General features: G+C 40.3%; 18 protein-coding genes and 1 tRNA gene. 2 read left to right on the top strand and 17 right to left on the bottom strand.

Annotated elements, in window-relative coordinates:
• Positions 1 to 1,725, bottom strand: a complete 1,725-nt coding sequence (gene recJ, locus F5613_RS00425; RefSeq protein ID WP_179398259.1) for a single-stranded-DNA-specific exonuclease RecJ — start codon at positions 1,723 to 1,725, stop codon at positions 1 to 3.
• Positions 1,726 to 2,158: 433 nt separating this feature from the next.
• Here recJ and F5613_RS00430 point away from each other — a divergent pair, with 433 nt between their 5' ends.
• Entirely contained in the window at positions 2,159 to 2,512 is a 354-nt protein-coding gene (locus F5613_RS00430; protein ID WP_179398260.1) for a hypothetical protein, read from the top strand.
• 102 nt (positions 2,513 to 2,614) lie between these two features.
• Entirely contained in the window at positions 2,615 to 4,330 is a 1,716-nt protein-coding gene (locus tag F5613_RS00435; protein ID WP_179398261.1) for a phosphoethanolamine transferase, read from the top strand.
• Positions 4,331 to 4,343: 13 nt separating this feature from the next.
• Here the strand turns inward: F5613_RS00435 and F5613_RS00440 are convergent, their stop codons facing one another.
• The 16 genes from F5613_RS00440 to F5613_RS00515 all read right to left on the bottom strand — a co-directional run bounded on the left by F5613_RS00440 (position 4,344) and on the right by F5613_RS00515 (position 25,031).
• Positions 4,344 to 7,400: an ATP-binding protein gene (locus F5613_RS00440; RefSeq protein ID WP_218858848.1), complete on the bottom strand. Its 3,057-nt coding sequence runs from the start codon at positions 7,398 to 7,400 to the stop codon at positions 4,344 to 4,346.
• On the bottom strand, positions 7,387 to 9,981 hold the full coding sequence (locus F5613_RS16625; RefSeq protein ID WP_179398263.1) for a sensor histidine kinase: 2,595 nt from the start codon (positions 9,979 to 9,981) through the stop codon (positions 7,387 to 7,389). Before F5613_RS16625 ends, F5613_RS00440 begins: the two co-directional genes overlap by 14 nt.
• A gap of 183 nt (positions 9,982 to 10,164) precedes the next feature.
• Positions 10,165 to 11,193 carry an FAD:protein FMN transferase gene (locus tag F5613_RS00450; protein ID WP_179398264.1) on the bottom strand — a complete coding sequence of 343 codons (1,029 nt, stop codon included), beginning with the start codon at positions 11,191 to 11,193 and terminating at the stop codon, positions 10,165 to 10,167.
• Between the two features lie 61 nt (positions 11,194 to 11,254).
• Positions 11,255 to 12,622, bottom strand: a complete 1,368-nt coding sequence (locus F5613_RS00455) for a GntT/GntP/DsdX family permease (RefSeq protein WP_179398265.1) — start codon at positions 12,620 to 12,622, stop codon at positions 11,255 to 11,257.
• Positions 12,615 to 14,345 carry a dihydroxy-acid dehydratase gene (gene ilvD, locus F5613_RS00460; protein ID WP_179398266.1) on the bottom strand — a complete coding sequence of 577 codons (1,731 nt, stop codon included), beginning with the start codon at positions 14,343 to 14,345 and terminating at the stop codon, positions 12,615 to 12,617. The genes F5613_RS00455 and ilvD overlap by 8 nt, the downstream gene beginning before the upstream one ends.
• A gap of 125 nt (positions 14,346 to 14,470) precedes the next feature.
• The gene (locus F5613_RS00465) at positions 14,471 to 15,037 is read right to left on the bottom strand and encodes a manganese efflux pump MntP (RefSeq protein WP_179398267.1); all 567 of its coding nucleotides are present in this window, start codon (positions 15,035 to 15,037) and stop codon (positions 14,471 to 14,473) included.
• A gap of 1 nt (position 15,038) precedes the next feature.
• Positions 15,039 to 15,566: a nitroreductase family protein gene (locus tag F5613_RS00470; protein WP_179398268.1), complete on the bottom strand. Its 528-nt coding sequence runs from the start codon at positions 15,564 to 15,566 to the stop codon at positions 15,039 to 15,041.
• The gene (locus tag F5613_RS00475; RefSeq protein ID WP_079683273.1) at positions 15,563 to 16,510 is read right to left on the bottom strand and encodes a glycosyltransferase; all 948 of its coding nucleotides are present in this window, start codon (positions 16,508 to 16,510) and stop codon (positions 15,563 to 15,565) included. Before F5613_RS00475 ends, F5613_RS00470 begins: the two co-directional genes overlap by 4 nt.
• Positions 16,510 to 17,073 carry a DUF4199 domain-containing protein gene (locus F5613_RS00480; RefSeq protein WP_079683272.1) on the bottom strand — a complete coding sequence of 188 codons (564 nt, stop codon included), beginning with the start codon at positions 17,071 to 17,073 and terminating at the stop codon, positions 16,510 to 16,512. The genes F5613_RS00475 and F5613_RS00480 overlap by 1 nt, the downstream gene beginning before the upstream one ends.
• 101 nt (positions 17,074 to 17,174) lie before the next feature.
• Positions 17,175 to 17,248, bottom strand: a tRNA-Thr gene (locus tag F5613_RS00485).
• A 693-nt stretch (positions 17,249 to 17,941) separates the two neighbouring features.
• Positions 17,942 to 19,228: a DEAD/DEAH box helicase gene (locus tag F5613_RS00490; RefSeq protein WP_179398269.1), complete on the bottom strand. Its 1,287-nt coding sequence runs from the start codon at positions 19,226 to 19,228 to the stop codon at positions 17,942 to 17,944.
• A gap of 94 nt (positions 19,229 to 19,322) precedes the next feature.
• A complete protein-coding gene (locus F5613_RS00495; protein ID WP_179398270.1) occupies positions 19,323 to 20,150 on the bottom strand; it encodes a transporter substrate-binding domain-containing protein in 828 nt (275 codons plus the stop codon).
• A gap of 6 nt (positions 20,151 to 20,156) precedes the next feature.
• Entirely contained in the window at positions 20,157 to 22,166 is a 2,010-nt protein-coding gene (locus F5613_RS00500) for a putative porin (protein WP_179398271.1), read from the bottom strand.
• Between the two features lie 30 nt (positions 22,167 to 22,196).
• Positions 22,197 to 23,492, bottom strand: coding sequence for a DUF3472 domain-containing protein (locus F5613_RS00505; protein WP_246303306.1), 1,296 nt, complete (start codon positions 23,490 to 23,492; stop codon positions 22,197 to 22,199).
• 213 nt (positions 23,493 to 23,705) lie between these two features.
• Complete coding sequence (locus tag F5613_RS00510) at positions 23,706 to 24,248, bottom strand: 2-oxoacid:acceptor oxidoreductase family protein (RefSeq protein WP_068183837.1); 543 nt, start codon at positions 24,246 to 24,248, stop codon at positions 23,706 to 23,708.
• An 18-nt stretch (positions 24,249 to 24,266) separates the two neighbouring features.
• Positions 24,267 to 25,031 (bottom strand): thiamine pyrophosphate-dependent enzyme, encoded by a 765-nt coding sequence (locus F5613_RS00515; protein ID WP_079683268.1) that lies wholly within the window; start codon positions 25,029 to 25,031, stop codon positions 24,267 to 24,269.
• Between the last annotated feature and the right edge of the window lie 22 nt (positions 25,032 to 25,053).

Raw genomic sequence — 25,053 nt, forward strand, 5'->3', positions numbered from 1 at the left:
TCATATATCGTCTGGCTTGATGTCTTTAATCATCAGCTGTAACGATGTGTTTCCGTTATATGTGTTTTCTTCCACTGTATAGCAGATATTAAAAGGTTTCATGCCTTTAATATGCTTGCTGTGCTTATGCATGCCAAACGCAATACCGTGAATGGGACTGTTGGAATTGGCATCTATCAATTCAAGTTTAATATGTTCAAGGTCTTTCCCAACCAGTTTGCTGGTTCCGTAATCCTTTACCCGTCTGCTGCAAAATACCGGTTTCTGGTTATCGGGACCAAAGGGACTCATCTTTTTCAAGTCATGCATAAACTTGGCGTTTATGTCTTTGAAATCAAGAATTGCATCCACATCCAACTGAGGAACCATCTGTTCCGGCACGATTTCATCGGCTGCAAGCTGAAGAAACCGATTGGTGAACGCTTCCAGGTTTTCTTCTTTTAAAGAAAGTCCGGCTGCGTAGGTATGTCCCCCGAAGTTCTCAAGCAGATCCCTGCAGCTTTCAATAGCCTTGTATATATCGAATCCGGCAACCGAACGGGCAGAGCCGGTAATAAGCTCCGATGATTTGGTGAGTACCACAGCCGGACGGTAATATTTTTCCGTTAACCGGGATGCCACAATACCGATCACACCCTTATGCCAAGCCGGATTGAAGACAACAATAGCCTTTCTGTCGGCCATATCCTGAAAATCATCTATGATAGCATTGGCTTCGTCGGTAATTTTTTTATCCAGTTCGCGGCGTTCGTCGTTGTACTGATTGATGTTTTCACTCTTTTCGCGTGCACTTTCGCTGTCTTTTGCCAGCAAAAGATCAACCGCCTCTTTACCGTTCATCATGCGGCCGGAAGCGTTGATGCGCGGACCAATCTTAAAAACGATATCAGACATGGTAATCTCCTTACCCGTCAGACCGCAAACATCGATGATTCCTTTTAGTCCCAGACTTGGGTTGCTGTTTATCTGCTTCAGCCCGTAATAAGCCATGATCCGGTTTTCGCCCGTAATCGGAACAATATCCGATGCGATACTTACAGCACACAAGTCGAGCAGTTTTTCCAAATCGGCAAAAGGAAAGTTGTTGCTTTTGGCAAATGCCTGCATGAATTTGAAGCCCACGCCACATCCCGAAAGATGCTCGTAGGGATATATCGAGTCTACGCGTTTGGCATCCAGAACAGCAACTGCATCCGGCAAAGTATCGTCGGGCATATGGTGGTCGCAGATAATAAAATCGATTCCTTTTTTCTTTGCATACTCAATCTTTTCGATTGCTTTGATGCCGCAATCGAGTGATATAATTAACTTCACATCGGTATCGGCTGCATAGTCAATACCCTTATATGAGATGCCGTAACCTTCGTCGTACCGATCCGGAATATAATAATCCAATAATGTGGTATAGGGGCGTAAGAATTTGTAGACCAATGAAACAGCTGTTGTTCCGTCCACATCGTAATCGCCATATACCAATATTTTTTCCCTTTCACCCAGAGCCTTATTCAGGCGTTTTACCGCTTTATCCATGTCTGGCATCAGAAAAGGATCATGCAGGTCGTTCAGACTGGGCTTAAAAAACTTATTTGCCTCTTCTTCCGTAGTTATGCCACGCTTAACAAGAAGCTGACAGATAACAGGACTTATGGCCAGCTTATCAGCCAGCTCTTTGCTTATCCGGTTTTCTTCTTCTGTCGGTTTCTGAAAATTCCATTTGTTGGTCATTATATATTTTACTTTTTTTTGTCTGTCTGGGTGCTTCAGCCAAAGCTGTAGCCGCAGAAAGTATTTCAAAACCGGTTTGGGCGGTTTAATAAACGGGCACAATGAAAAACCCTTATGCACCACGTCCAATACTTTTCAATCCGTAAAGTTAGATATTTCTAATGGATTATTGCAACAGTAGAAGCCGATTTATTGATTGTATTTGAAATGTAAAATTGATATAAGTCAGTTTTCATTTTGTTTTTTACCTGTATATTTCTGTTTTTATGAGTAATTTGGTATCTAAAACTAAATTACATCACTAAAATTGATGGAAATTAGCATTCATTACTGTAGTTTTGATAAATTTAGATGGAAGCTATCCGACTGCTTCATATGGCTAAAATGAACTTTTTTATGTAGGTTTGCACCCTTAAATGATAATTTGATTAAAATGACAAAAGTACAAGCTTTACTGGCGGGATTACCCGATGAAACTAAACAACAATTTATTCCGCTGTTTGGAAATGTGGACAAGTTTTATACTGTTATGTATCTGATAGCAAAAAACGAACATATTACCGGTAATGAAAAGCCGGATCGTTACCAGGAGAGACTGGATGTAATCCGCCGGATTCGAAGCAAGGTCGAAAATATAGTTACATCATTCGGATTGGATGGTTCGGAACTGGTTGCCGATGTTGCCAGCGACTATTTTGAAGACTATGTTAATTTTAGGGAGCCTTCCATTATGCTTACGAACGAAGAGTTTATCGAAACAATTAATAAAATAGCCGCTTTTAATTAATACTTAATAGCTTGTTAGTGTTTAAATTTGATTACATTTGCTGGTTTTATTTTTTATAATAAAGGTTTTAATAGGTGTTTTGAATTGTAAGTAGTTGAATATATGGCCCATTTCTCAAAAATTGTTCGTTGGATTGTAAGTCAGGAGCATCTGTATTTCTTATTCTCCCTGTTGCTTATTGTCCCAAATCTGGTTTTTTTTGTTACGGAGCCATTCTCTATCACAGTAGGAATTGCAGCTATCTTAATCCCTCTGGCTTGTGTTATGTGGCTGTTGCTGGTATTCAAAAAGCCTGGAATAATGGTGTGGCTGCTTCTTCCCAAGTTTATTCTGGATGGGGGACAACTTATTCTGCTTTATCTTTTCGGAGAATCGGTTGTTGCCGTAGATATGTTTTTAAACCTTACCAGTTCGAATGCTTCGGAAGCAGGTGAATTGGTCGGAAATATATTGGTAATTATCCTCTGTGTTTTCTTTTTATATACATTGCCCACATTGTATCTTGCGTATCGCTCTGTGCGACTGAAAGATAAATTGTCGCAAAGTTTTAGAAAGAAGTGGGCTTTAGTGGCCTTGGCAATTTTTATAGCAGGCGGCACCTCCTATATATTAACCCCCGATAGAGAACAGGAAGTCTCTTTTAAAAAGGATGTTTATCCGGTCAATGCTCTTTATAATCTTTATTTTGCAATAGAGAAAGCTGGTAAAAACAAAAGATACCATGAAACTTCGGCCCATTTTACATTTAATGCAAAGAAGGATGAAACATCTTCTAAAAGGGAAATTGTAGTGCTTGTTGTAGGAGAAACCTCCCGGGCGATGGAATGGAGTTTGTATGGCTACGAAAGAGAAACGACTCCTCGGCTAGGTAAACAGGATGGATTGGTGCATTTTACCGATGTAATTACTCAATCTAATAATACACATAAGAGTGTACCCATAATTCTTTCGGCAGCTTCGGCCGAAAACTATGAGGTGATATACAGTCAGAAAAGTATTGTGACTGCCTTTAAAGAGGCTGGATATAAAACAGTTGTTATTGCCAATCAGAAGCTTACCACCTCAATGATCGGTGCTTTTTATCGTGAAGCCGATCAATTTATTGATCTCAGCTCTTTCAAAACAGGCAGTCTTCTAACCTCTTTGCACGACGGGGCCGTTCTGCCTTATGTAGATAAAGCAATTAAGGAAAATACAGGCAATTTATTTATTGTGCTTCATACCTATGGATCTCATTTCAATTACCATGAAAGATATCCAAAGGAGTTTAGTATGTTTAAGCCTGATAAAGTGGCCGGAATACGTGCTGCTTATAAAAAAGAAATGCGCAATGCTTACGATAACTCGATACTTTATACAGATTATATTTTATCCGAACTTATCTCGAAGCTTAAACAAACCGGCGACTGCACATCGTTGGTATATCTGTCTGATCACGGTGAAGATATTTTTGACGATGCGCGTGCCAGATATTTACATGCATCGCCAATTCCAACTTACTACCAGCTTCATATTCCGTATATTATCTGGTTCTCGGATGTATTCAGAACAGAATGGCCCGAAAAGTACAATGCGGCCGTCAATCATCAGACAACTCCTGTAAGTACCAACAGTGTATTTCATACCGTTCTTGATTTAGGAGGTGTCAGTACATCGGAATCCGATTCTTCTTTTGCACTTACACAGCCGGCATTTAAGGTACGCGACCGTATGTATCTGGGAGATCATGATGATCCGATTCCTTTCTGGAAAATAGGGTTAAAAGAGCTTGATTTTAAAATGCTCGATAAATGGCAATTAACTTATGGCGAAAGATGATAGGCTAAAGTTTTTAGCTTAGAAAGTTAGCGATGGTTTCATTCAGTAGTTTTACATCTACGGGTTTGGATAGATACTCTGATGCTCCGGCTTTTTTGGCTGTTTCAATGTCGGAATCAAATACATAGGCCGAAAGCATAATGATCGGGATTGTATTTGATTCTTTTCTTATGATTGTAAGAGCATCCAGCCCCGACATAACAGGCATCTTATTATCCATCAGAATCAAATCAATGTTTTCTCTTCTGAATATATCAATTGCCTCTTTGCCGTTCTTAGCTCTGATCAATTGATACTTATTCTTAAGAATGGTTTTAACCAACAGAAAGTTACTATCTTCATCTTCGGCAATCAGGATCGTTGATAAGCCATTCTTTGGTTGATTGGTTACTTGTATCTGTTGACTGTAGTCTTTGACTCCTTTATCGCAGTTGGGTACGATGCCATCCATTTCATAGGAAGCAGCATCCTGATCGGGTATGCGAACTTCAAAGCGTGTTCCTTCTCCTTGCTTGGATGTTACTTGAATGGTGCCATTGAACCTATCTACAATTACCTTGCAAATCGATAATCCCAGCCCGGCTCCCTGAGTAAATTCATTTTTCTTATAGAACCGGTTAAATACATTGTTTAGATCTTCTTCGGCAATACCCCGGCCTGTATCTTCAACAAAGAATTTGAGATATCCCTCTTTTTCTTTCGTGTAGCCAACTTTAATATAACCTTTAGTTGTAAACTTGATGGCGTTGTTTATCAAGTTTGTTATCACCTGATTCAGTCGGATACAGTCAATCATCAGAATTGATGTTTCATTAGGCACCTCCTTTATCAAGCGCAGATTGGATGGTATAATTACCTGATGTGTATTAATAATTTGCTCAATCAATTCGTTCACATCGCAGCGGATATTCTTAAAGAGCATGGATCCACTTTCAATCCGTGCCAGATCCAAGATGTCTGATATAAGAGCCAAAAGCAATCTGCAGTTGTTGTTGATTGCGTCAATAAAGATAAGTCTATCTTCCTGGTCATATTCATCATCACAGGTTAGCAGGTTTGAGAATCCAACAATAGCATTTAGAGGCGTGCGAATCTCGTGACTCATATTTGCAAGAAAGGCACTTTTAAGTGCATCCGATTGCTTTGCTTTATCCCGGGCTGCTACAAGTTCTTCTTCCGTCTGTTTATACGACTGGATATCAATTACTATTCCAAAAATGAATTTCTTCGTACTCGCTTTGGGATCGTACATGGATGATAAACGGAATTCAAACCAGTTATATCCCTTATTATTTACTTTAATACGGGCTTTAAAAGCAATCTTACCCTCCAGATAGTAATCAGAACTTATCAAATCATGGAAGAGTTCAACATCATCGGGGTGAAGCAGTTTAATGAATTCGTCGTTGCTAATTAGATGACTCCCATCGTCATAAATTTGATAATGACTGAAGAACAGGGGACTAAAGTTAATTCCTTCATGGCTTTCGGGTATTCGAAGGGTAAAAATACTACCATTATTCATAGCAATATCCATCAGTTCGTTTTGAATCAGTTCGTTGGAGATATCTGTAAATGTAATAACGGTTCCATAGGCAATACCATCTCTGTAAATTCCTGCGATGTCTCCTTTAATAGGAAAATCTTTTACATTTGGAGATTTGATATAGGCAGTTTTATCAAATGAGAGGTTCTTTTCTTTTCCTTTTGTAGATAAGATCATTTCTTGTAGATAATATGTATTACCTGGAAGATGAATATCCAGTAAGGTGAAAAGGTTTGCTCCTATGTAGGAGGTGGCATCTCCTTTCAATTTCAAAAACTGCATGGCAGCCTTATTTATTGTTAATATGCAATTAGCTAAATCTAAGGATATTACACCTTCTGGGATTGATTTAAGCGACAGTTCAAGCTCTTTACCTTGTTTAAGTAATTTATGCAGCGTATCTTTTTTCTGTCTGCTTTCTTCTTTATATAGAAGTATTAGTTGAGTGATGGCAACTAAAATAAAAACAAATACAATGCCTCCTCCGGTTTGCAGAGGTATTTTATATTTCTCATAAAACGGCATGTGGGCGATAAGCGTATTTTTAGGAAGATCTTTAATATTCAAGTCCCATTTTTTTATCTCTCTCCAGTCGAAGACAGGAACTTGCTCCATGTCTTTTATTGGGATGGATTTAATGGAGCGGCCTTTAAGTACTTCAAGAGCTGTTTGGGCTGTAAGTTGAGCTTGTTTATTGGTGGGCACCATATATCCACCCAGGCTTCCATCTCCAAAACCCTGATTATTAACGAGGAAAAAGGGTGCAGATGATTCATGTGCCAGGTTAGAATAGAAACTATTCCACTTGGGCATGATAACAAATACATTTTTGGAATGATATTGATTCCAGTACATGATGTCGTGAATATTCTCATCATATATGTTATAATACAACATTTTGTCTGAATGATTTTCCGGATTCATTTGTTTTTTAAAAGTATCCAACAAGCTTAATCCGGCAGGAGTTCCATCTACAATTACATTAAGCATCAACGTACTATCCTTTAGCAGTGTTTTTGCTAATTTATACACTTTGTTAAAATCCGGTTTTGCTATAAAACCGGTAATGTTGGAGTGATTATCAATCAGATAATTGAAATAATGTGAAGTTCCACTGAACACGATTGGTACATTATAGGCAATATAGTGAGTAGAGGATAATAAGGAATAAGTAGCCTGATTATTGAAGGTGATAATTAAATCCGGTGGATTTTGTTCGTAGGAAACCATAAGGTCATTCATCCTTCTTATGTTTTCTTTATTGATAACAAAGTCTGTATTCATGTAATGTACCGATATGTTTACATCGACATTGTTCTCATCAAAATACTGTTTAACCCCCTGGGTTAATTCATCCTGCCATACAGGCCCCTCATTGTTTGAGTGAATAAGTAATATATTGTAGGAATCCTTGTGTTTTTTTGCATCAGAACACGATATACTAAGAATGCTGATAACAACAAACAGGATTGTTGCCACAAGATACTTCAGATTATGTTCAATTTTAAGTTTACTCATTTTCATACGAAGCTTCAATTACACTTGAATAGGGTAGGACCACCGTAAATTTTGATCCTTCACCATGAACCGATTGAACAGAAATTTCACCACCCATGCGTTCAACAATCACTTTACAAATAGAAAGGCCTAATCCTCCTCCCTGACTAAAGTTATCTGTCTTATAAAAACGTTCGAAGATCTTTTTTTGTTCTTTAAGAGAAATACCCAATCCTGAATCTTCGACATAGAAAATCAGATTCTTATTTTTGGAAAGGATACAACCAACTTCAATAAAGCCATCATGTGTAAATTTAAATGAGTTGTTAATGAGATTACGGATCAATTGTCTTAATCTCAATGAGTCGGCATTAATAAATACAGGTTCCTTTGGTAAATTCTTTTTAAGTGCGACGTATGGACTTAGGATTGTTTTTTCGGAGGCCAGCGTCTCTTCTATGATTAATGTTAGGTTGCATACTTCAGGATTAAATGGCAGGCCACTCTCAATCCTTGACAAGTCTAGTATGTCATTTATTAGTGTAAGCAGTATTTCGCACTTTTCATTAATTGTAGTTACAAAGATACTTTTCTCTTCGGCTGAGAAATTATCATCGGATGTAAGTAGATTCGAGAATCCTACAATTGCATTTAATGGAGTACGTATCTCGTGACTCATATTAGAAAGGAAGATACTTTTAAGCTTATCAGATTCTTCCGCTTTGTCCTTTGCAATCCGCAGGTTTTCTTCTGTCTCTTTGAATGTTTGAATACTCATACACAGTCCAAAAAGTGTGAATGAGGTAGAAAGGGCCGGATTATTGATGTAAGTTACATTGAAACTCCACCACTCATATTTATTATTAATGTATATACGTATTTGGATGGTCAGTTTGTCACTCTTTCGGTCCAGAATATGTTTGATCTGTTTATTCCAATTCCCGTAGTCTTCCGGATGAATCATTCCTTCAAAAACATCCGAATGGATGGTATGTTTACCGTTGTCATACACTCCGGTCTCTCTGAAGAAGACCTCTTCAAATACAAAAACATCTTTTTTTCCGTTGTAACGCCACGCATATACATGTGCATCCCCCATGGCCAGCGTATGAAGCTCTTTTTTTATGAATTCGTCTGTTATATCTTTAAAAGAGATAATCCAGCCCGTATAATTATCCATTGTTAGTAATGAACTGACAGTTCCCTCAATTAAAAGAGACTGATTTTCTGATGTAACAATAGTAGCCCCTTTATCAAGCTGATAAGAGAGATAGAACTTGTCTAAGGAATTGAAAATATCTGCTAAATAATTGTCACGACCTCTTAATGTTATATTTAAAACAGAGAAAATATCGGCACCAATGTATTCGTGCATATCTTTTTTTAACCCCAAACAATCCAATGCAGCTTGATTAATTGCAAAGATTCGCTTGTTATTGTCAATGGAAATTACCGATTCTCGAATTGATTTCATGGTAACCTCCAACTCTTCACGTTTATTTAGTAATAGGTTTTGAGCTAGTTTCTTATCTTTTTTCTCTTTATTTAAAATATATATCAAAGATACAGTAATGAAAACGATAAACAAACCTGAAAAAACTAGTACATAAATAATAAGATTACTATATCTGATACGCATCGGCATATTGAGAATAATGCTGTTAGCCGGCAGCTTATCAATTGGGATATTCCATCGTTGCAATTGTTGCCAATTAAATATGGGTTTAAGCTCTATTGCTTTAACAGGTATTGAAGCAACTGGAGTGCCAGTTAAAATTTTGGCAGCCATAATTCCTGCTTCATATCCAACCTCATAATTTTCGGCCATATAACCTCCAATCCGTCCATCTCCAAACCCCTCATTGTTTACCATAAGAAAAGGGGCAGTTCCCATGTGAGGCAAGTCCGAGTAAAAATCGGACCATTTAGCCATAATGCAAAAACTGTGAGGCCGATAGGTCATGCTTTCCATTAATTGGCGGCCGTTTATTTTATTTATATTCTTAATAGATATATAAACCGAGTCGTTCGATTCCATTTCCAATGGTTCCCAGACATCCAGCTGTAAACTATCCTCTTTAATAACTGTATTTGGTATGGTTATTAAGTGAGTCTTTGCGTCATTTATAGCTGCTCTGCCTGCATAAGAATCTTCTGCGATTATTTGAATGCTGTTTATTTTACCAAAAAGTTGAACTGCAAGTCTGTAGGTTTGCCTAAAATTGGGCTCATTTGTAATTCCTGTAATATTTTCGTGAGTATGTTTTTCAATTAATTCAGATATAACATAATCAATTCCCGCAAAGACTACAGGTTTGGAATGTGTATATGGATGCTCTGTGGCAAAGAAAGAAGAAAAACAGTCGTCGTCAGCCACAATAATCAAATCCAATGGTTTTGAGCTGTAGCTATCCAGTAACTTGTTTATCTCGTTTTGTTTGGCCTCTTCGGTCCTTAACTCTGTAGAAAGATAGTATTCCTTAACTTGGGTATCTAAGTTCTCATCATCAAAGGCTTCTTTAATACCCTTGTTTAGATCCTCTACCCAACTATCGTTTTTATTGAAAGAATGAATTACCAATACATTGTGGGGCTTTTTATTTTGCACAGAATTACATGCATAAAGTGATACTATCACTATGCACAAAACGGTTAGCCAAAGGAATAAACTATATTTAATATTCACATTAGTAGTTCATCAATTATAAACAGCAACAATTAGCTGCAAAAGCATTTTTGAGCTTTCGGTTTATGCAAATATAGAAGAATTATTTGAATTTAAAAGGTTTTTTTAAGGGTTTTCTAATATCGCTAATTGCTGACGATTAGGCAAAAAAGGAATCATTCCTTTGGAATATTCAATCTGTTGATTTCCAATAGAATCCGTATAGATGATGAAATACTCGATCCCTTTAGTCTTTGTGACCAGCTTTCGCATAGCCTTTGTTCCCATGGCCATGAAGGAAGTAGCATATGCATCGGCCGTCATACAATCGTCGGCCACAACCGTTGCACTTAATATATCTTGTTGTGCGGGGTATCCGGTTCTGGGATCTATCGTATGCGCGTATTTTTTTCCATCTTTTACGTAATAATTACGATAATTCCCAGATGTTGCAATACCACCTTTTTTACATAATTGAACCACCTCTTCAACTTCATTCTTCATTCCGGTGGTTTCGTCTTCGGGCTTATTAATTCCGATTCGCCAACAATCGCCCTGGGCATTTACTCCCTTCATGGTTACTTCACCACCAATCTCCACCATGTAATTCTCAACACCTTCTTTCTCAAGTAATCGGGCAATAACATCACAAGCATATCCTTTGGCAATGGCTGAACAGTTTATTATTACTCTTGGATCATCTTTAACTATCCTTGATCCTTTCAAATGAATCTTTTGGTAGCCTACAAAAGATTTGATGCTATCAATCATTTGAGGCGTTACACTATCCATTTTGTTAAAACCGAATCCCCACAGGTTGACCATCGGCGCACAAGTGATATCAAAGACTCCGTCTGTAGCAGTTGATACTTCCAATGACTTGGTAAACACCTCCTTAAACCAGGGATCTACTTCTACAGGTTCGTTATTGTTTACCTTCGATATAATCGAGTTTGGATTGAACGGATTAAGAGAAAGATTGAATTGTTGAAGTTCGGCATCGATCTTTTCTGTCAGAAGCTCATGGGATTCATATTTGATATGATACAATGTATGAAATACTGTACCACTGTCTTCAAAATACTCTTTTTTATAGCAGCCTGATAGGATAAAGACTATCCCCACAGCTGCAGTAAATGCAACAAGCTTAGTCATACGAATCTTTCTATTTTTTGCAAAGGTATGAAATATTATGGTTTGACTATTAAAATTCTCATCATACAAAAAAGCTTAGCAACAATGCAATTCCAAATCCACCCAATGCAATAATTGTTTCCATTACGGTCCACGACCTTAATGTCTGCATTTCTGTTAACCCCAGGTATTTGCCCACTAACCAGAATCCGCTGTCGTTTACATGGGATAAAATGGTAGCACCCGAAGCGATTGAAATTACGATCAAAGCCAGGTGAATTTCGGAAAGGGTATAGGCTTCCAGTATAGGTCCGATTATTCCGGCGGCTGTAATCATGGACACTGTGGCCGAGCCTAATGTTATACGAACCGCTGCAGCAATAATAAAAGCAAGAACTATGGGAGGAAGCTTCGTGGCAGAGATGCCTTCGGCCAGAACATTACCCACACCGCTTTGGATAAGCATCTCTTTAAATGCTCCGCCCGAACCTATGATTAAAATAATCATACCTGCCGGCGCCAGCGCTTTGGCGCTTACATCCAGTAATTGTTTTCGGGTAAATCCCCTGCGAGTACCCAGAAAATAAGCCGCCATAAGAGTTGCGATGATCAATGCCGTGAACGGGTGGCCAACAAATACAGATATATCGTACACTATGCCTTCCTGCATATAGCCGAGCTTTATCAGAAGTTCGATGACAGACTTTACCACCATAAGCATTAAGGGCATACCTATAATGGTTGCAACAGCAGTGAAAGAAGGAAGCGAACATTCTGACTGTTCTGTACCATTGTTCAGTTCTTCCATCATGTGCTTCGGGGGAGCCACATCGATTTTTTTAGAAATGTAAGATCCAAATACCGGACCGGCAAGAATAGCTACCGGCAGACCGATAAGAGATCCGATGAGAATGACCCAGCCTAAGTCGGCACCCAACATATCCGCCACAGCCACAGGTCCGGGAGTAGGAGGTACAAATGTATGAGTTACGGCCAGTCCTGCCAATAAAGGTATTGCATAGAACAAAGTAGAACGCTTCGTGTCTTTAGCCAAGGCATACACAACCGGCACCAGAATTATAAAACCTACATCGAAGTAAACAGGTATGGCAATCAGAAAACCGGCCATAACCAGACTCCAATGTGCCTTGTCTTTGCCAAAACGCCGAATAAGATTCCTTGCAATGGCTTCTGTACCACCCGATGCTTCCAGTATCTGTCCGAATATTCCTCCAATGCCTACCACGGTGGCTACAAACCCCAATGTGCCACCCAATCCGTTTTGTATAGCCGTGTTAACCTTGCTTAAAGGCATTCCCGAAGTTACACCTAAAAACATGGCCGTAATAAGCAGCGACAGAAAGGGATGTAACTTTACCCTAAGTACGAGATAAAGTAACAAACCAATGGATAAGAATGTGACAAGTATTAAATGGGATGCTTCACTCATTGCTGTTGTCCTCCATATATGCACCCTTCATCGGAGAAACACTGTTGCGTGTATATATCTGCAATATACCCTGATTATGCTTTGAAACAGGCGATTTCCATTTTCTTCTTCTTTCGGTAAGAACCATTTCAATCGTATCTGGCGAAAGCAGCTCGCCATTAATCCCGATAATATCCAGTTTGCGCTCTGGAATATCTATACCGATTATGTCGCCCTCTTCAACAAGGGCAATAGGTCCCCCGTCAATGGCTTCCGGCGAAACATGCCCAATAGCCGGACCTCTTGTCGCACCCGAGAACCGACCGTCGGTGATAAGTGCCACACTATCGATAAGTGATGCGTCGGATGCAATGGCTTCTGTTGTATAGAACATTTCAGGCATACCGCTTCCTTTGGGACCTTCATAACGAATAAACACAGCGTCACCCGGATGAATCTGTTTATCGATTACTGCTTTCATAGCATCTTCTTCGCAGTTAAACACCCTTGCTTTTAAAGAAACCTTTAACAATTTGGGCGAGATGGCCGAGTGTTTAACAACAGCTCCTTCGGGGGCAAGATTTCCTTTCAGTATGGCAATCGCACCTTCGCGCCTTATAGGCTCGCTGGCCGGTCTTATAATATCGTGTACTTTTACTCCCAGACCCGATAAGTGCTTTCTACAACCTTCGTAAAAGCCTCTCAATCGCATGTTCTCCAGATTTTCACCCACCGTTTTTCCTGTAACAGTAAGAATATTAAGGTGTAGAAAATCCTTTATTTCTTCCATGATGGCCGGTACACCGCCTGCATACCAGAAATATTCGCCCGGCCAATATCCACTGGGACGAATATTAAGCAAATAGGGAATTTTGCGATGTATTTTATCGAACAGGGCAGGGGATAGCTCGATTCCCAGTTCATGTGCAATTGCAGGAAGATGAAGCAGGCTATTGCTTGATCCGGCAATAGCGGCATGAACCATGATTGCATTCTCGAACGCCTCCATTGTCATTATGTCCGATGGCTTAAGCTGTTCTTTGGCAAGGCCAAGAGCTCTTTCGCCGGCTGCACGTGCAGCATCCTTCAGATAATGCGAGGAGGTTGGTATCAGAGCTGTGCCTGGTAGGGCCATACCTAATGCTTCCGCCATAATCTGCATGGTGGAGGCTGTACCCATAAAAGAACAGGCTCCGCAATTGGGACAGGCATCCCTTTTGTAACTCATAAATTGTTCGTCGGTAATCTCTTTACGTGCGTGCATCGCACTGTATTTGCCAATTTGCTCCAGCGTTAGCAACTTCGGACCTGCACTCATGATTCCTCCGGGCATTAACAATGCCGGCATATCCAAACGGGCTATGGCCATTAAATGTGCGGGGACCGACTTATCGCAGCTGGTAATAAAAACACCGGCATCAAAGGGCGTAGCTTTAACATGAATCTCAATCATCGCAGCCATGATGTCTCTCGAAACAAGAGAGTAGTTCATCCCATCGTGGCCCTGTGCTTCGCCGTCACAAATATCGGTTACGTAGTAGTTGGCAGGTTTGCCGCCACAGTCTTTAATCCCTTTTCCGGCTTCCTCTACCAATGCTTGCAGGTGGGCACTACCAGGGTGACTGTGTCCGTAACTGCTTTCTACAATAATCTGGGGTTTTTGGAGGTCTTCCACACTCCATCCGCTACCTAAACGCAGCGAATCAAGTTCGGGTGCAAGCTTTCTTAATTGTTGGCTTTTCATACATGTGTATTTTTACATTACTGTCAATATAACAAGCCTATTAAGGTTAAGTAATTTTAAGGCCTGTTAAGCAGTAGTTTGGTTTTATCAGATAATATGATCGGTCGCTAAGATACTGTTTTTTCTTAGAAAAAAAGATGTTCGGATAGAATTTTAAAACCGATAAGAATAAGAATGATCCCCCCGATTAATTCGAGTCGTAAATTAATGTTCCGGCCAAACCTGCCTCCAAAGTACACTCCAAATGCAGAAAAAGCGAAGGTTACCAATCCGATTGTTAAAGCCTGAATCATGATTCCGGTGCTGATAAGCGCCAAAGATATCCCTACGGCCAGTGCATCGATACTGGTTGCAATAGCTAAGCCGCATATTGTCTTATTGCAGAGTGGATTGCATTTGCAGTTTTCGTCTTCATCATTGGCCGATAGCTCTTCGTAAACCATTTTACCTCCTATATAAAGAAGCAGAAAGAAAGCAATCCAATGATCAAAACGACAGATGTAGTTCGAAAAACCTATTCCGGCGAAATAGCCAATCATTGTCATCCCAGCCTGGAACATGGCCATGATGGATGCGATGCGAAATATATGTCTTCTTTTGTATTCTTTAATTACTGAGCCTGTGGTGACGGATGCCGCCAAACTATCCATTGAAAGTCCTACCGACAATAAAATAATTTCTATAAAAAACATATCAGCAGTACTTTTCCCATTTAACGATTTCGCTCAATCCTTTTCTTTTTTTGGCTGTTTGTTCGAACATTAACGAATCTTCCGGGTAACCAATCGGAATAATGGCTATCGGCTCGGTTGTATCCGGTAAGCCAAATTGACGATGGCAGAGCTCGGCATTAAAGTTGCAAACCCAGCAGGTACCTAATCCTAATTCGGTTGCTGCAAGGCAAATATGTTCGGCCGCGATAGCTGCATCAACATCCAGAAAGTCTTTGCCATCGGAACCTCTTTTCCAGGATTGGTCATGATGTCCGCAAACAATAATATAAAGGGGGGCCGATTTAAACCACTCACGCGAATAGCAATCGTGTAACTTTTGTTTTCCCTCTTCCTGCTGAACCACAACAAACGTCCAAGGCTGAAAATTTACAGCCGACGGGGAAAGTCTTGCCGCTTCGAGAATGTATTCAATCTTCTCAATCTCCACAGGTGTAGATGCAAACCTGCGTATGGAGCAACGTTTGGTAACTAATTCGAGAAAGTTCATATTTCGGCTTCAATTTTATATTGATTACGTTTTGAATCGCTGCGTGAGATTAATTCGCCAAGGAATCCGGCCAGAAACATTTGCGTACCCATAATCATTGCCGTTAGTGAGATATAGAAATAGGGCGAACTGGTAACAAGCGGACGTGGGTCGCCTGCATACAGGGAGGCCATCTTCATTCCCAACACAACTATTAATGCAATAAATCCGATAAAAAACATAACGCTTCCCCATAAACCGAAGAAGTGCATGGGCTTTCTGCCAAAACGGGAGGTAAACCAAAGTGTGATCAAGTCGAGGTAGCCATTTACAAAGCGGCTAAGACCAAACTTGGTGGTTCCGTATTTGCGGGCCTGATGTTTTACCACCTTTTCGCCGATTTTATTAAATCCGGCTATCTTAGCGAGATAGGGGATGTAACGGTGCATGTCATTATAAACCTCGATATTCTTTATGACAATATTTTTATATGCCTTCAGTCCACAGTTAAAGTCGTGCAATTTGATGCCCGAAAACTTGCGTGCCGTAGCATTAAAAAGCTTGGTAGGGATTGTTTTGGATATAGGGTCATATCTTTTCTTCTTCCATCCAGATACAAGATCGTAGCCATCTTCCATTATCATACGGTATAATTCCGGAATTTCATCCGGGCTATCCTGCAGATCGGCATCCATTGTAATGATTACATCTCCCTGAGCCCGTTCGAAACCGCAATGCAATCCAGGAGATTTACCGTAATTGCGTCTGAACTTAATTCCTTTGATGAAGGGCGACCGGGCCTTGAGACGCTCTATCACCTCCCATGAATTGTCCGTACTACCATCATTTACAAAAATTACTTCGTACGTGAAATTATTAGCTTTCATTACGCGCTCTATCCAGGCATAAAGCTCGGGTAGAGATTCGGCTTCATTGTACAACGGAATGACTAGTGATATGTCCATTATTCAATCGTATTATCAGTATTCTCTTTATCCTCTTTATTTAATGCCCCGGCGGATTTATATCCACGGCAAACAATTGCTGCAACAGGAATGGAAAAAATAATGCCATACATTACATTATTAAAGATTCCCTGAATTGTCATCCCAATGGAAGTAGGTGTTGCCATATCTTTCAGCGTTGATATCAGCTTGGCATCCACATTGGCCATTGTCATCATTTCGATGGTTTGTTTATAAGCGTTCGCTATATAGTCGGGCGGAGCAATGAATCTGTAGAAAATATAATGTACCAGAGAAACTACCAAAGCGGCAAAAAAGTAAATCAGAATTCCAAATTGCCAGGCATGGAAAAAGCTGATACGTCCACCTATATATTGTTTATATTTCTTAGTCAATATATAGGCCAGATAAGGAACGGTCATTGTCATCCCCCAATAAACTACATACAAAAAGGGTACTTGCAAGCCGAATATAAAGAACATATATTTAATAATCCAGTATATGCCTAATGACAATCCGTAGGTTGCAGCTGCCTTGAGTAGATAATTTTTGTTTTCAATCATGTTGTGACAGTTTACTTTTCAGCAAAAATAATTCTTTTGCCGCATATTTGCCGAATAATTGGAAATAAAAAAAGGAAGCTTTTAGTAAGCTTCCTTTTTTGAGCCTCTTGTCGGATTCGAACCAACGACCCCGAGATTACAAATCACGTGCTCTGGCCAACTGAGCTAAAGAGGCAGGTGGGTAAGCTTACTACATCGCGCCGCTACAACCAAGTACCCTTGCTGCGGTCAAGCCCTGGGGGATTCCGAGGGAGCATGCCGTGTAGGACTTACCCGGGTGCAAAAGTAGACATTTTTCTTTACCCTGCAAGGGGTTTCACAGTGTTTGCTGTTATTTTTTTAACTTAAAGAGGTTAACGTGCTGGTATGCTTGTGTTTCTGTAAGTGTTAAATAATGTTTAGTTGTTATTGTTTATAGTCTGGTGTGAGCTCGCTGCGTAAAATCTATGGTTTTATCGTTTATTTTCCGGAGCATCCCTGAGTATATTTACGTCTGTGGTCTTATAAATAAACCTTTTCTATACCGAGATTAAATAATTTTAATACGAAGAACTAATCGTTGGACCCAGGTCCAACGATATCTCAACCATGGTCCAACGATATCTTGACCTAGGTCCAACGAAAAAACAACCATGGTCCAACGATTAGCACTTCGTTATGCGCGTGGCAGATTACAACTGCTTTGTAATTAAAGTTAATAGGGAACCTGGTTAATGCTGGAATATTTTACACAGATGATATCCGGATAAGCGGGTGGGAGAGTCCGGAACCCTATAAAAACAACAGAGGCCGCAAAATTAAGCGGCCACCTATTTTATCTGTATCGATGCAAGATCAATAGAATAAAGTTACAGAAAGAATACTATCATCATTTATTGGCTGGACGGGGACCTTTACGGAAGTTCGAACGCCCTCCCTGTCTGTTTCCGCCACCATGGCCTGTTCTGCCTTTATCTCCACCTCCAGGCCGTCTGAATCCCCTTCCTTCCGGATGCTTCTCAGGCTCATAAGCCGGAGTTTCTCCAAATTCGGCAGGTACAGGAATTTTGTAGATAGGTTTTTCAAGGAACTTTTCAATACGCGAAAACTGTGCTTGTTCGTGTTCGGCAACGAATGTGATGGCTAAACCTTCGCCATTGGTGCCACGGGCTGTACGTCCGATACGGTGTACATAATCTTCGGGATCGTGCGGAATATCAAAATTAATCACCAGCTTGATGTCGTCAATATCGATCCCCCTGGCAACAATATCAGTAGCCACAAGTATGTCTATTCTTCCGTTCTTGAAATCTTTCATTACCTCTTCCCGTTTGGCCTGTTCGAGGTCCGAATGCATGGCAGCCACATTAAACTTCATCCGTTTGATGGCAAAGGCCAGTTCTTTAACCTTTAACTTGGACGAAGAGAATATAATTACCCGCTGCGGTCTGCTTTTAGCAAACAAATCTTCCAGAATACGTAATTTCTGTATATCATAACAGATGTAGGCAGATTGTAGTATAGTTTCGGGAGGGCGCGAGATAGCAATTTTAATTTCTTCGGGATCCTTTAGGATAGTCTTCGCCAAGGTTCTGATTTTGGGAGGCATAGTAGCCGAAAACATGATAGTCTGACAGGTAGGAGGGAGCAACTTATGTATTGACATAATGTCGTCAAAAAATCCCATATCCAACATTCTGTCTGCTTCATCCAGGATAAAGAAGGAAACTTTAGATAAATCGACTCCGCCAAGCTTTATGTGCGAGATAAGCCGTCCGGGTGTAGCGATAACAATATCGGCACCCATTTTAAGACCCCTGCTTTGTTGTTCCCAGGCCACACCGTCGGTGCCTCCGTAAATGGCAACGGCCGAAACCGGAATAAAGTAGGTAAAACCTTCGATTTGCTGATCGATCTGCTGTGCAAGTTCACGGGTTGGGGCCATGATTATAGCATTCACTGCATTTGAAGGATGTGTTCCTTTGCTCAACTCATTGATAACAGGGAGCACATAAGCTGCAGTTTTTCCTGTTCCTGTCTGCGCACAGGCAATAATATCTTTTCCCTCCAATATAACCGGTATGGTTAACTCCTGCACAGGGGTTGTTTCCTGAAAGTTCATGGCATCCAGGCCATCCAGGACTGCATCTTCCAGATCTAGTTCATCAAATCTCATCTTATAACTTTATTTACACGGTAAAGATAGGTATTTTTTAGCAATATTCAGCTTGCTGAAGTAGTTTGATGCTTATTCATTCCATATTATGGAACTATTTATCGCTATAATACCTTTTGTATATATTTTCGTAACGTCCCGACTGTTTAATCTGATTAAACCAACTATTGATACTATCCAAAAGTACAGGCGAATTTTTTCTTACCGCCCACGATTGCAACTGTGTAAAACTAATGTCGGTATCAATGTCAATAACTCCCGGAAACTGAGTCGCCGATTTTTTAGCAAGCTGCAGATCGCACACTGCAAAGTCGATATCCCCCTTTGCAACCATAATTATCAGCTGTTCGGTAGAGTACAGTTCGTCTTCTGATACATAAATCGTATCTCCAATCTCGTGCGAAAGATTTTCGATACGAAGCTTGGCAGGCGAGTCTTTAGGAACATACAAACGCCTCTGAGCAAGATCAAGCTGGTTGCGGATTGGCTTTATTCCCTGGTTTGCCTCCTCGGTTCGTTGTACCAGCACCTGTTTATTCAGAACAATGGGGTCGGTAAAAAGATAATTTTCCTTCATGTTACTGCTTACTGGTATATTGCGGGCAATAATGTCGTATTTACCCGTTGATAAACCTTCGAAGCTGGTGGATAGATTCATATCAAGATGAATCTCTACCTCGAGACCCGAAATTTCAGAAATAACCTGACTTAGTTCGTATTGAAAGCCCTCAATGGTATCTCCCTTTATGTAATATCCGGAACTATTGTACTCTGTAACAATACGCAATACCCCCTCTTTCTTTATCTCTTCATAGTCACGATGCAGGGGTTTCCTTGTTATATAAGGATAAAGAAGCCACATGGTTGCCAAAGACACTATAAGCAATAGGCCGTACAAACTATATAGCTTTTTAAACTTCATAGGCTGTTAATCATTAAAAGTAACTGAGATACCCATCTTCATACTCATTGGATTGAGCGGGTAGTGGGGAAGCGAAAAATATTCAGGATCAACAAATTTGGAGCCTACATTGTAGAACATCACAAAGAATCGGGCCTGTTTAAGGTGTAGGTTCGCATAAGCGTTGATCAACGGATAGTTACCCACTTCTACTTCCTCCTGAAGCTGGAACTGTTGGGTTGCAGGCTGATAGTAGGGAGCATAATAGGATGTGTGATAATGTACATCAGCTCCCAATTGCAGAGTAAGGACCTTTGCCAGTTTTACCCCCAGGTACATATTGCTGTACAGGCTGAGTTGGGGCAATGGTAAAATCTTTTTTTCGCTGCTTAATTGATATACGGCTTCGTTTTCCCAATTAAAAGCACCGAAACGAAAATCTTGTTTAAGACGGGCGGTTATAACCTGAAGATTGCTCTCAAACTGATCCGGAGTACCTTGCGTATTGAAATATACGTAATTCTGTATACTTTCTACGCCTGCAGACAGATTTGTACGGGTAGATTCAAGATTCACTTCTGCGCCGGCATATACCCGTTGTATATTCTTCAGTTTATAATCCCACCAAAAGTATTTACTATGGTAATGACGCTGATAAAATGCCGGAGTGAGGTTTTTGATATATCCCACAGCCTTTATGGATGCCTCTTTGCGGAAAAGAGGGAAGCTGGATTTAAGTTCTCCGGTTAAACGGAATTCTCCGGCATCGGGTCCTACAATTCCCAATTCTCCCCGAGCCACGTATGTTAGTATACTACCTTGTCTTTTTGAAAGTTCTCCACCTACAAACGTAGATACTTCGTCGTAAATATATTTGTTGCGCGGAATAGAGTCCATCAATCGATAACGACTTTTGTCTATATTGATAAATGCTGTCAGTCCGAATTTAGCCCAATCCTGGAATCCTTCCCGTAAAGAAAGGGCAAAAGTATTTTTTATTGACCAATAAGAGGTGGTGTCGTTTACTGATCCTTCAATGTAGTTGTTTACATAGCTGGAATCTACACCAGCAGCATCGTGGGTTATAAAACGGCGCCTGTTGTCTTTATATTCCAACGTGTGAATGATGCTGGATACAGGAACAAACTCTTCTTTAGGATCACCATCCTCGTCGGTTCCCTCTGTGGTACGCATAAATCCCAGGTTGTACCGGTGAGATACAAAAAACTGCTTGCCACGTACACGATTCCATGTGTTTGAATAGCGAACAGGAATATTTTTTGTGTCGGTAACCCTTCTTCCGTCTGTATAATCGTCCGGATTAGTTATGTAACGGTCGTTCGTAATACCTCCGTTTTCAAAATTAACAAAATTGGAATTAGCCAGATATGCATACATTTGATAGCGATCTGAAATATAATTCCCGAACAAACGATAGCTTAATAATTTAGTACCGTTGGAGTTGTAATAACCACGTCCGTAGATATAGTCCAGATCGGCCCCCACATTCACTTTTTTTCCAAAATTGCTTGTAAGCGTGCCTTTTAACTGCTCTTCCTTTTGAGTACTTCCACCCATTGTGGTGTACATCAGATTGGAATAGGGTATTTTGGTGTCGAAAAAATTAGCATTTGTGGGGGTCGTCAGGTAATAATCGTATGCATCTGCAAAGATAAAATCCCGTTCTTCCTTACGCTCTGAGAATATTTTAGACTGAAGGGGCGACCCAAGATTGCCTAAATAGCCTATGGCAACCGACTTACCTTCTACAAGCGTGCTGTTGTAGTAATTCATGCGGTTGGTGTCCATCGGCGCAATATATGTGTCGCCTATCTTATCTGTAAGCCTGAAGGCTGTTATTCTTTTTGAATTCAATCTTGTGCTATCCGAAACGAGGCTGTCAGCTGGCATGCTGGTTGGCGACGACAATCCGGAAAGAGAAAATCCTCCTCTTTTCCTTGATTCTCCCGACCGCTGGGCTTGTAAGGCTCCGCTGAACAAGACGGATAGCAGTACTATATGTATGAACTGTTTCATTGAGCGCAAAGATAAAACAAAAAAATGATATCACAGATTGTTAAGCGCGTTGAAATCTATGACGGGCTCCTTGCCGGAATTGATTCTTTCCAGTTTAGTTCCATAACTGGTCTTATCATTAAAGAAACCACAGTTCTTTAGGAAAAATGCATTATTTTCGGTTACACCTCCGGCATAATCAAGCCTTGCTTTGGCATTGGCTGTTGCATCGTGGGTAAAAGTTGCTTTTGTTACCGGTCGCCAGATTCCATCTGTGCCGAGACAATACTGATTGGTAAAACATACTTTTCGGCTTAGGTATCCCTGCGATGGAATGAAATTCTCCAGGAACGAATGTGCTCGGGTGTAATAGGTGTTAGTTTTAGGACGGGAGAAACTGGCAATCAACCTCCATTCTTTTTGGTCGGTTGCATAAAAATAGGCTGTGTAAATGGTATTTCCTGCTCCATCGGGTTTAATGTGAGTAAGGAATTTGTAAGTGACCCCCGACTTCCAGTTATAACGTAAAAAACTCTGTCCGCCTGATCCTTCGTTTCCAAACTCGCCGATATGAACGTCCTTTCCTTTACGTAATACTTTGATCTTGTCTTCATCCGGAATTAATTTCGGATCCTGGGTATCAAAAGGGCTCCATACCGAAAATAAAACCCTGCGTTCGCTTTCCGAATTGCATTGCATACCAAAGTAGCCTTCTCCAAAGCCATTAGCCATATAGTAACTGCCTATAACATCTTCGTTTACGGGCACGGTAACCTCGTTGTAAAACCATTCGGTTGTCTGTTCGGGCATTGCGTAATTGAGATGAACCGATGGCCCTCTACTTCCCCAATAGGGCGAGAAATCGCCAACATAGTTTACGTTTCCTTCAATGCCTTCAAGTATAAAAGATTCTATCCGGGCAAATTCTTTCCCTTTTTTCTTTATTCCCTTTAATTTAATTGCATGATATCCGGAGGTGGATAGTTTTATTTTTCCTACCGCAACTTTATCCAGGCTTTGCCCATCCATAAGCCGAACTGTAAACTTCTGTTTTCCCACCAGCACTTCAAGCGATGCATCACCCTCTTGTTTTGTACCTTGTATATACAACATACATGTTTGAGGCTTATCCGAATAAATATAAGTTGAGATAACATCGGACTGATTTGTCCAGGCGGTAAGACCTTTATCCGAAATTTCGGCAACAGGCTTAGCGGAAGCAATGTAAGCATTGCCATGTAATTTAACAGAGAAGGCTTCTTTATTTACCGAATAGGATTGTCCCATTACAGGTGTAAAAAACAGGCCAAGAAGTAACCCATAGAAAACTTTTTTCATAATCTTCATAATAATTTGTTTGATTTAGTAATAAATTGGCGTAAATACATTTGTATGTATTAATTGCAAATGTACTTAATTATTGGGTTTATTAAATAATAGATGAGATATAAATTAAAAACTGTGGTATAAAATTAACCGGACTGGGCAGAATAATAAGAAAAGCCGGAAGAAATGTTCCTTCCGGCTTTGTAAAGTGAATTGTATAACTTACAATCTGGCTTATGCCTGACGAATGATTTCCATTCCTTTCTTAATGGCTTCTTCATTCATTGGAATAAGTTTGTGATGTCTTTCAGGAAGAGACTTCTTTAATCCGAGTAATACATTTTCCAGTTTTACCATCGGACATACCTTCAGAAGACCTCCAAGAATGAGCATATTGAATGCTTTTTCGTTACCCATCTCGGTTGCTGCATCCATAGCATCTACTCTGTAAATGCTGATATCTTCTCTTTTAATCACATTGTGAATGCCATAACCATCATAAATAAGTATTCCTCCGGGTTTAACCTTACTTTCAAACTTATCCATCGAAGGCTGATTAAGAATAATAGCGATGTCGAATTCATTTAGAATAGGGGAGCTAACAGGATCGTCACTCAGAATTACGGTTACATTTGCAGTTCCTCCACGCTGTTCAGGGCCGTAAGATGGCATCCAGCTCACTTCTTTTCCTTCCATTAGTCCGGAATATGCAAGAATCTTTCCCATGGAAAGAACTCCTTGTCCTCCAAATCCGGCAATAATAATTTCGTGTTTCATGTAGCTATTTTATATTACTTAATCAATATTCTTTAAGTCTCCCAACGGATAGGCAGGGAACATATTCTTTTCCATCCATTTGTTCGCATCATCAGGAGTCATTTTCCAACCGGCATTGCACGTAGAAACAAACTCGACAATAGAAGTCCCTTTATTAGCCATAGCATTTTCGAAGGCCTTGCGAAGCATTTTCTTTGCTTTTTTAACAGCCCCGGGCGTATGTACGCTTTGTCGGGTAACCAGACAAGTTCCATCCAGCTGCGCCAAAAGATTTGATATTTTAAGCGGATATCCGTTCAACGAAATATCGCGGCCGTTAGGTGTCGTAGAGGTTGCCATACCTTCAAGCGTAGTAGGTGCCATCTGTCCGCCTGTCATCCCGTAAATACCGTTATTAATAAATACAATAACTATATTTTCGCCTCTGTTAGCTGCATGGATTGTTTCTGCAGTACCGATAGCAGCCAAATCGCCGTCTCCCTGATACGTAAATACCATCTTATCGGGATTAAGTCTTTTAATTGCCGAAGCAATGGCCGGAGCACGACCATGTGCTGCTTCCTGCCAGTCAATATCCAGATAATTGTAGGCAAATACACCACATCCAACAGGAGCTATACCAATGGTTTTCTCTTCGAGACCCATTTCGTCTACAACTTCACCAATCAGCTTGTGGATAACACCGTGACTACATCCCGGACAGTAGTGCATGGCATTTTCATTCATTAATTTGGGTTTAGCATAAACCAAATTAGCCGGGTTGATAATATCTTTTAGTTCCATAATTGATCCTTTTTAATGTACA

This window comes from Macellibacteroides fermentans (assembly GCF_013409575.1).
Lineage (GTDB): Bacteria > Bacteroidota > Bacteroidia > Bacteroidales > Tannerellaceae > Macellibacteroides > Macellibacteroides fermentans.

What these genes read in the sequence shown, in the direction of transcription:
- recJ (WP_179398259.1), bottom strand. Translation starts at nt 1,725, where the DNA reads ATGACCAACAAATGGAATTTTCAGAAACCGACAGAAGAAGAAAACCGG.
- F5613_RS00430 (WP_179398260.1), top strand. Translation starts at nt 2,159, where the DNA reads ATGACAAAAGTACAAGCTTTACTGGCGGGATTACCCGATGAAACTAAA.
- F5613_RS00435 (WP_179398261.1), top strand. Translation starts at nt 2,615, where the DNA reads ATGGCCCATTTCTCAAAAATTGTTCGTTGGATTGTAAGTCAGGAGCAT.
- F5613_RS00440 (WP_218858848.1), bottom strand. Translation starts at nt 7,400, where the DNA reads ATGAAAATGAGTAAACTTAAAATTGAACATAATCTGAAGTATCTTGTG.
- F5613_RS00450 (WP_179398264.1), bottom strand. Translation starts at nt 11,193, where the DNA reads ATGACTAAGCTTGTTGCATTTACTGCAGCTGTGGGGATAGTCTTTATC.
- F5613_RS00455 (WP_179398265.1), bottom strand. Translation starts at nt 12,622, where the DNA reads ATGAGTGAAGCATCCCATTTAATACTTGTCACATTCTTATCCATTGGT.
- ilvD (WP_179398266.1), bottom strand. Translation starts at nt 14,345, where the DNA reads ATGAAAAGCCAACAATTAAGAAAGCTTGCACCCGAACTTGATTCGCTG.
- F5613_RS00465 (WP_179398267.1), bottom strand. Translation starts at nt 15,037, where the DNA reads ATGTTTTTTATAGAAATTATTTTATTGTCGGTAGGACTTTCAATGGAT.
- F5613_RS00470 (WP_179398268.1), bottom strand. Translation starts at nt 15,566, where the DNA reads ATGAACTTTCTCGAATTAGTTACCAAACGTTGCTCCATACGCAGGTTT.
- F5613_RS00475 (WP_079683273.1), bottom strand. Translation starts at nt 16,510, where the DNA reads ATGGACATATCACTAGTCATTCCGTTGTACAATGAAGCCGAATCTCTA.
- F5613_RS00480 (WP_079683272.1), bottom strand. Translation starts at nt 17,073, where the DNA reads ATGATTGAAAACAAAAATTATCTACTCAAGGCAGCTGCAACCTACGGA.
- F5613_RS00490 (WP_179398269.1), bottom strand. Translation starts at nt 19,228, where the DNA reads ATGAGATTTGATGAACTAGATCTGGAAGATGCAGTCCTGGATGGCCTG.
- F5613_RS00495 (WP_179398270.1), bottom strand. Translation starts at nt 20,150, where the DNA reads ATGAAGTTTAAAAAGCTATATAGTTTGTACGGCCTATTGCTTATAGTG.
- F5613_RS00500 (WP_179398271.1), bottom strand. Translation starts at nt 22,166, where the DNA reads ATGAAACAGTTCATACATATAGTACTGCTATCCGTCTTGTTCAGCGGA.
- F5613_RS00505 (WP_246303306.1), bottom strand. Translation starts at nt 23,492, where the DNA reads ATGAAGATTATGAAAAAAGTTTTCTATGGGTTACTTCTTGGCCTGTTT.
- F5613_RS00510 (WP_068183837.1), bottom strand. Translation starts at nt 24,248, where the DNA reads ATGAAACACGAAATTATTATTGCCGGATTTGGAGGACAAGGAGTTCTT.
- F5613_RS00515 (WP_079683268.1), bottom strand. Translation starts at nt 25,031, where the DNA reads ATGGAACTAAAAGATATTATCAACCCGGCTAATTTGGTTTATGCTAAA.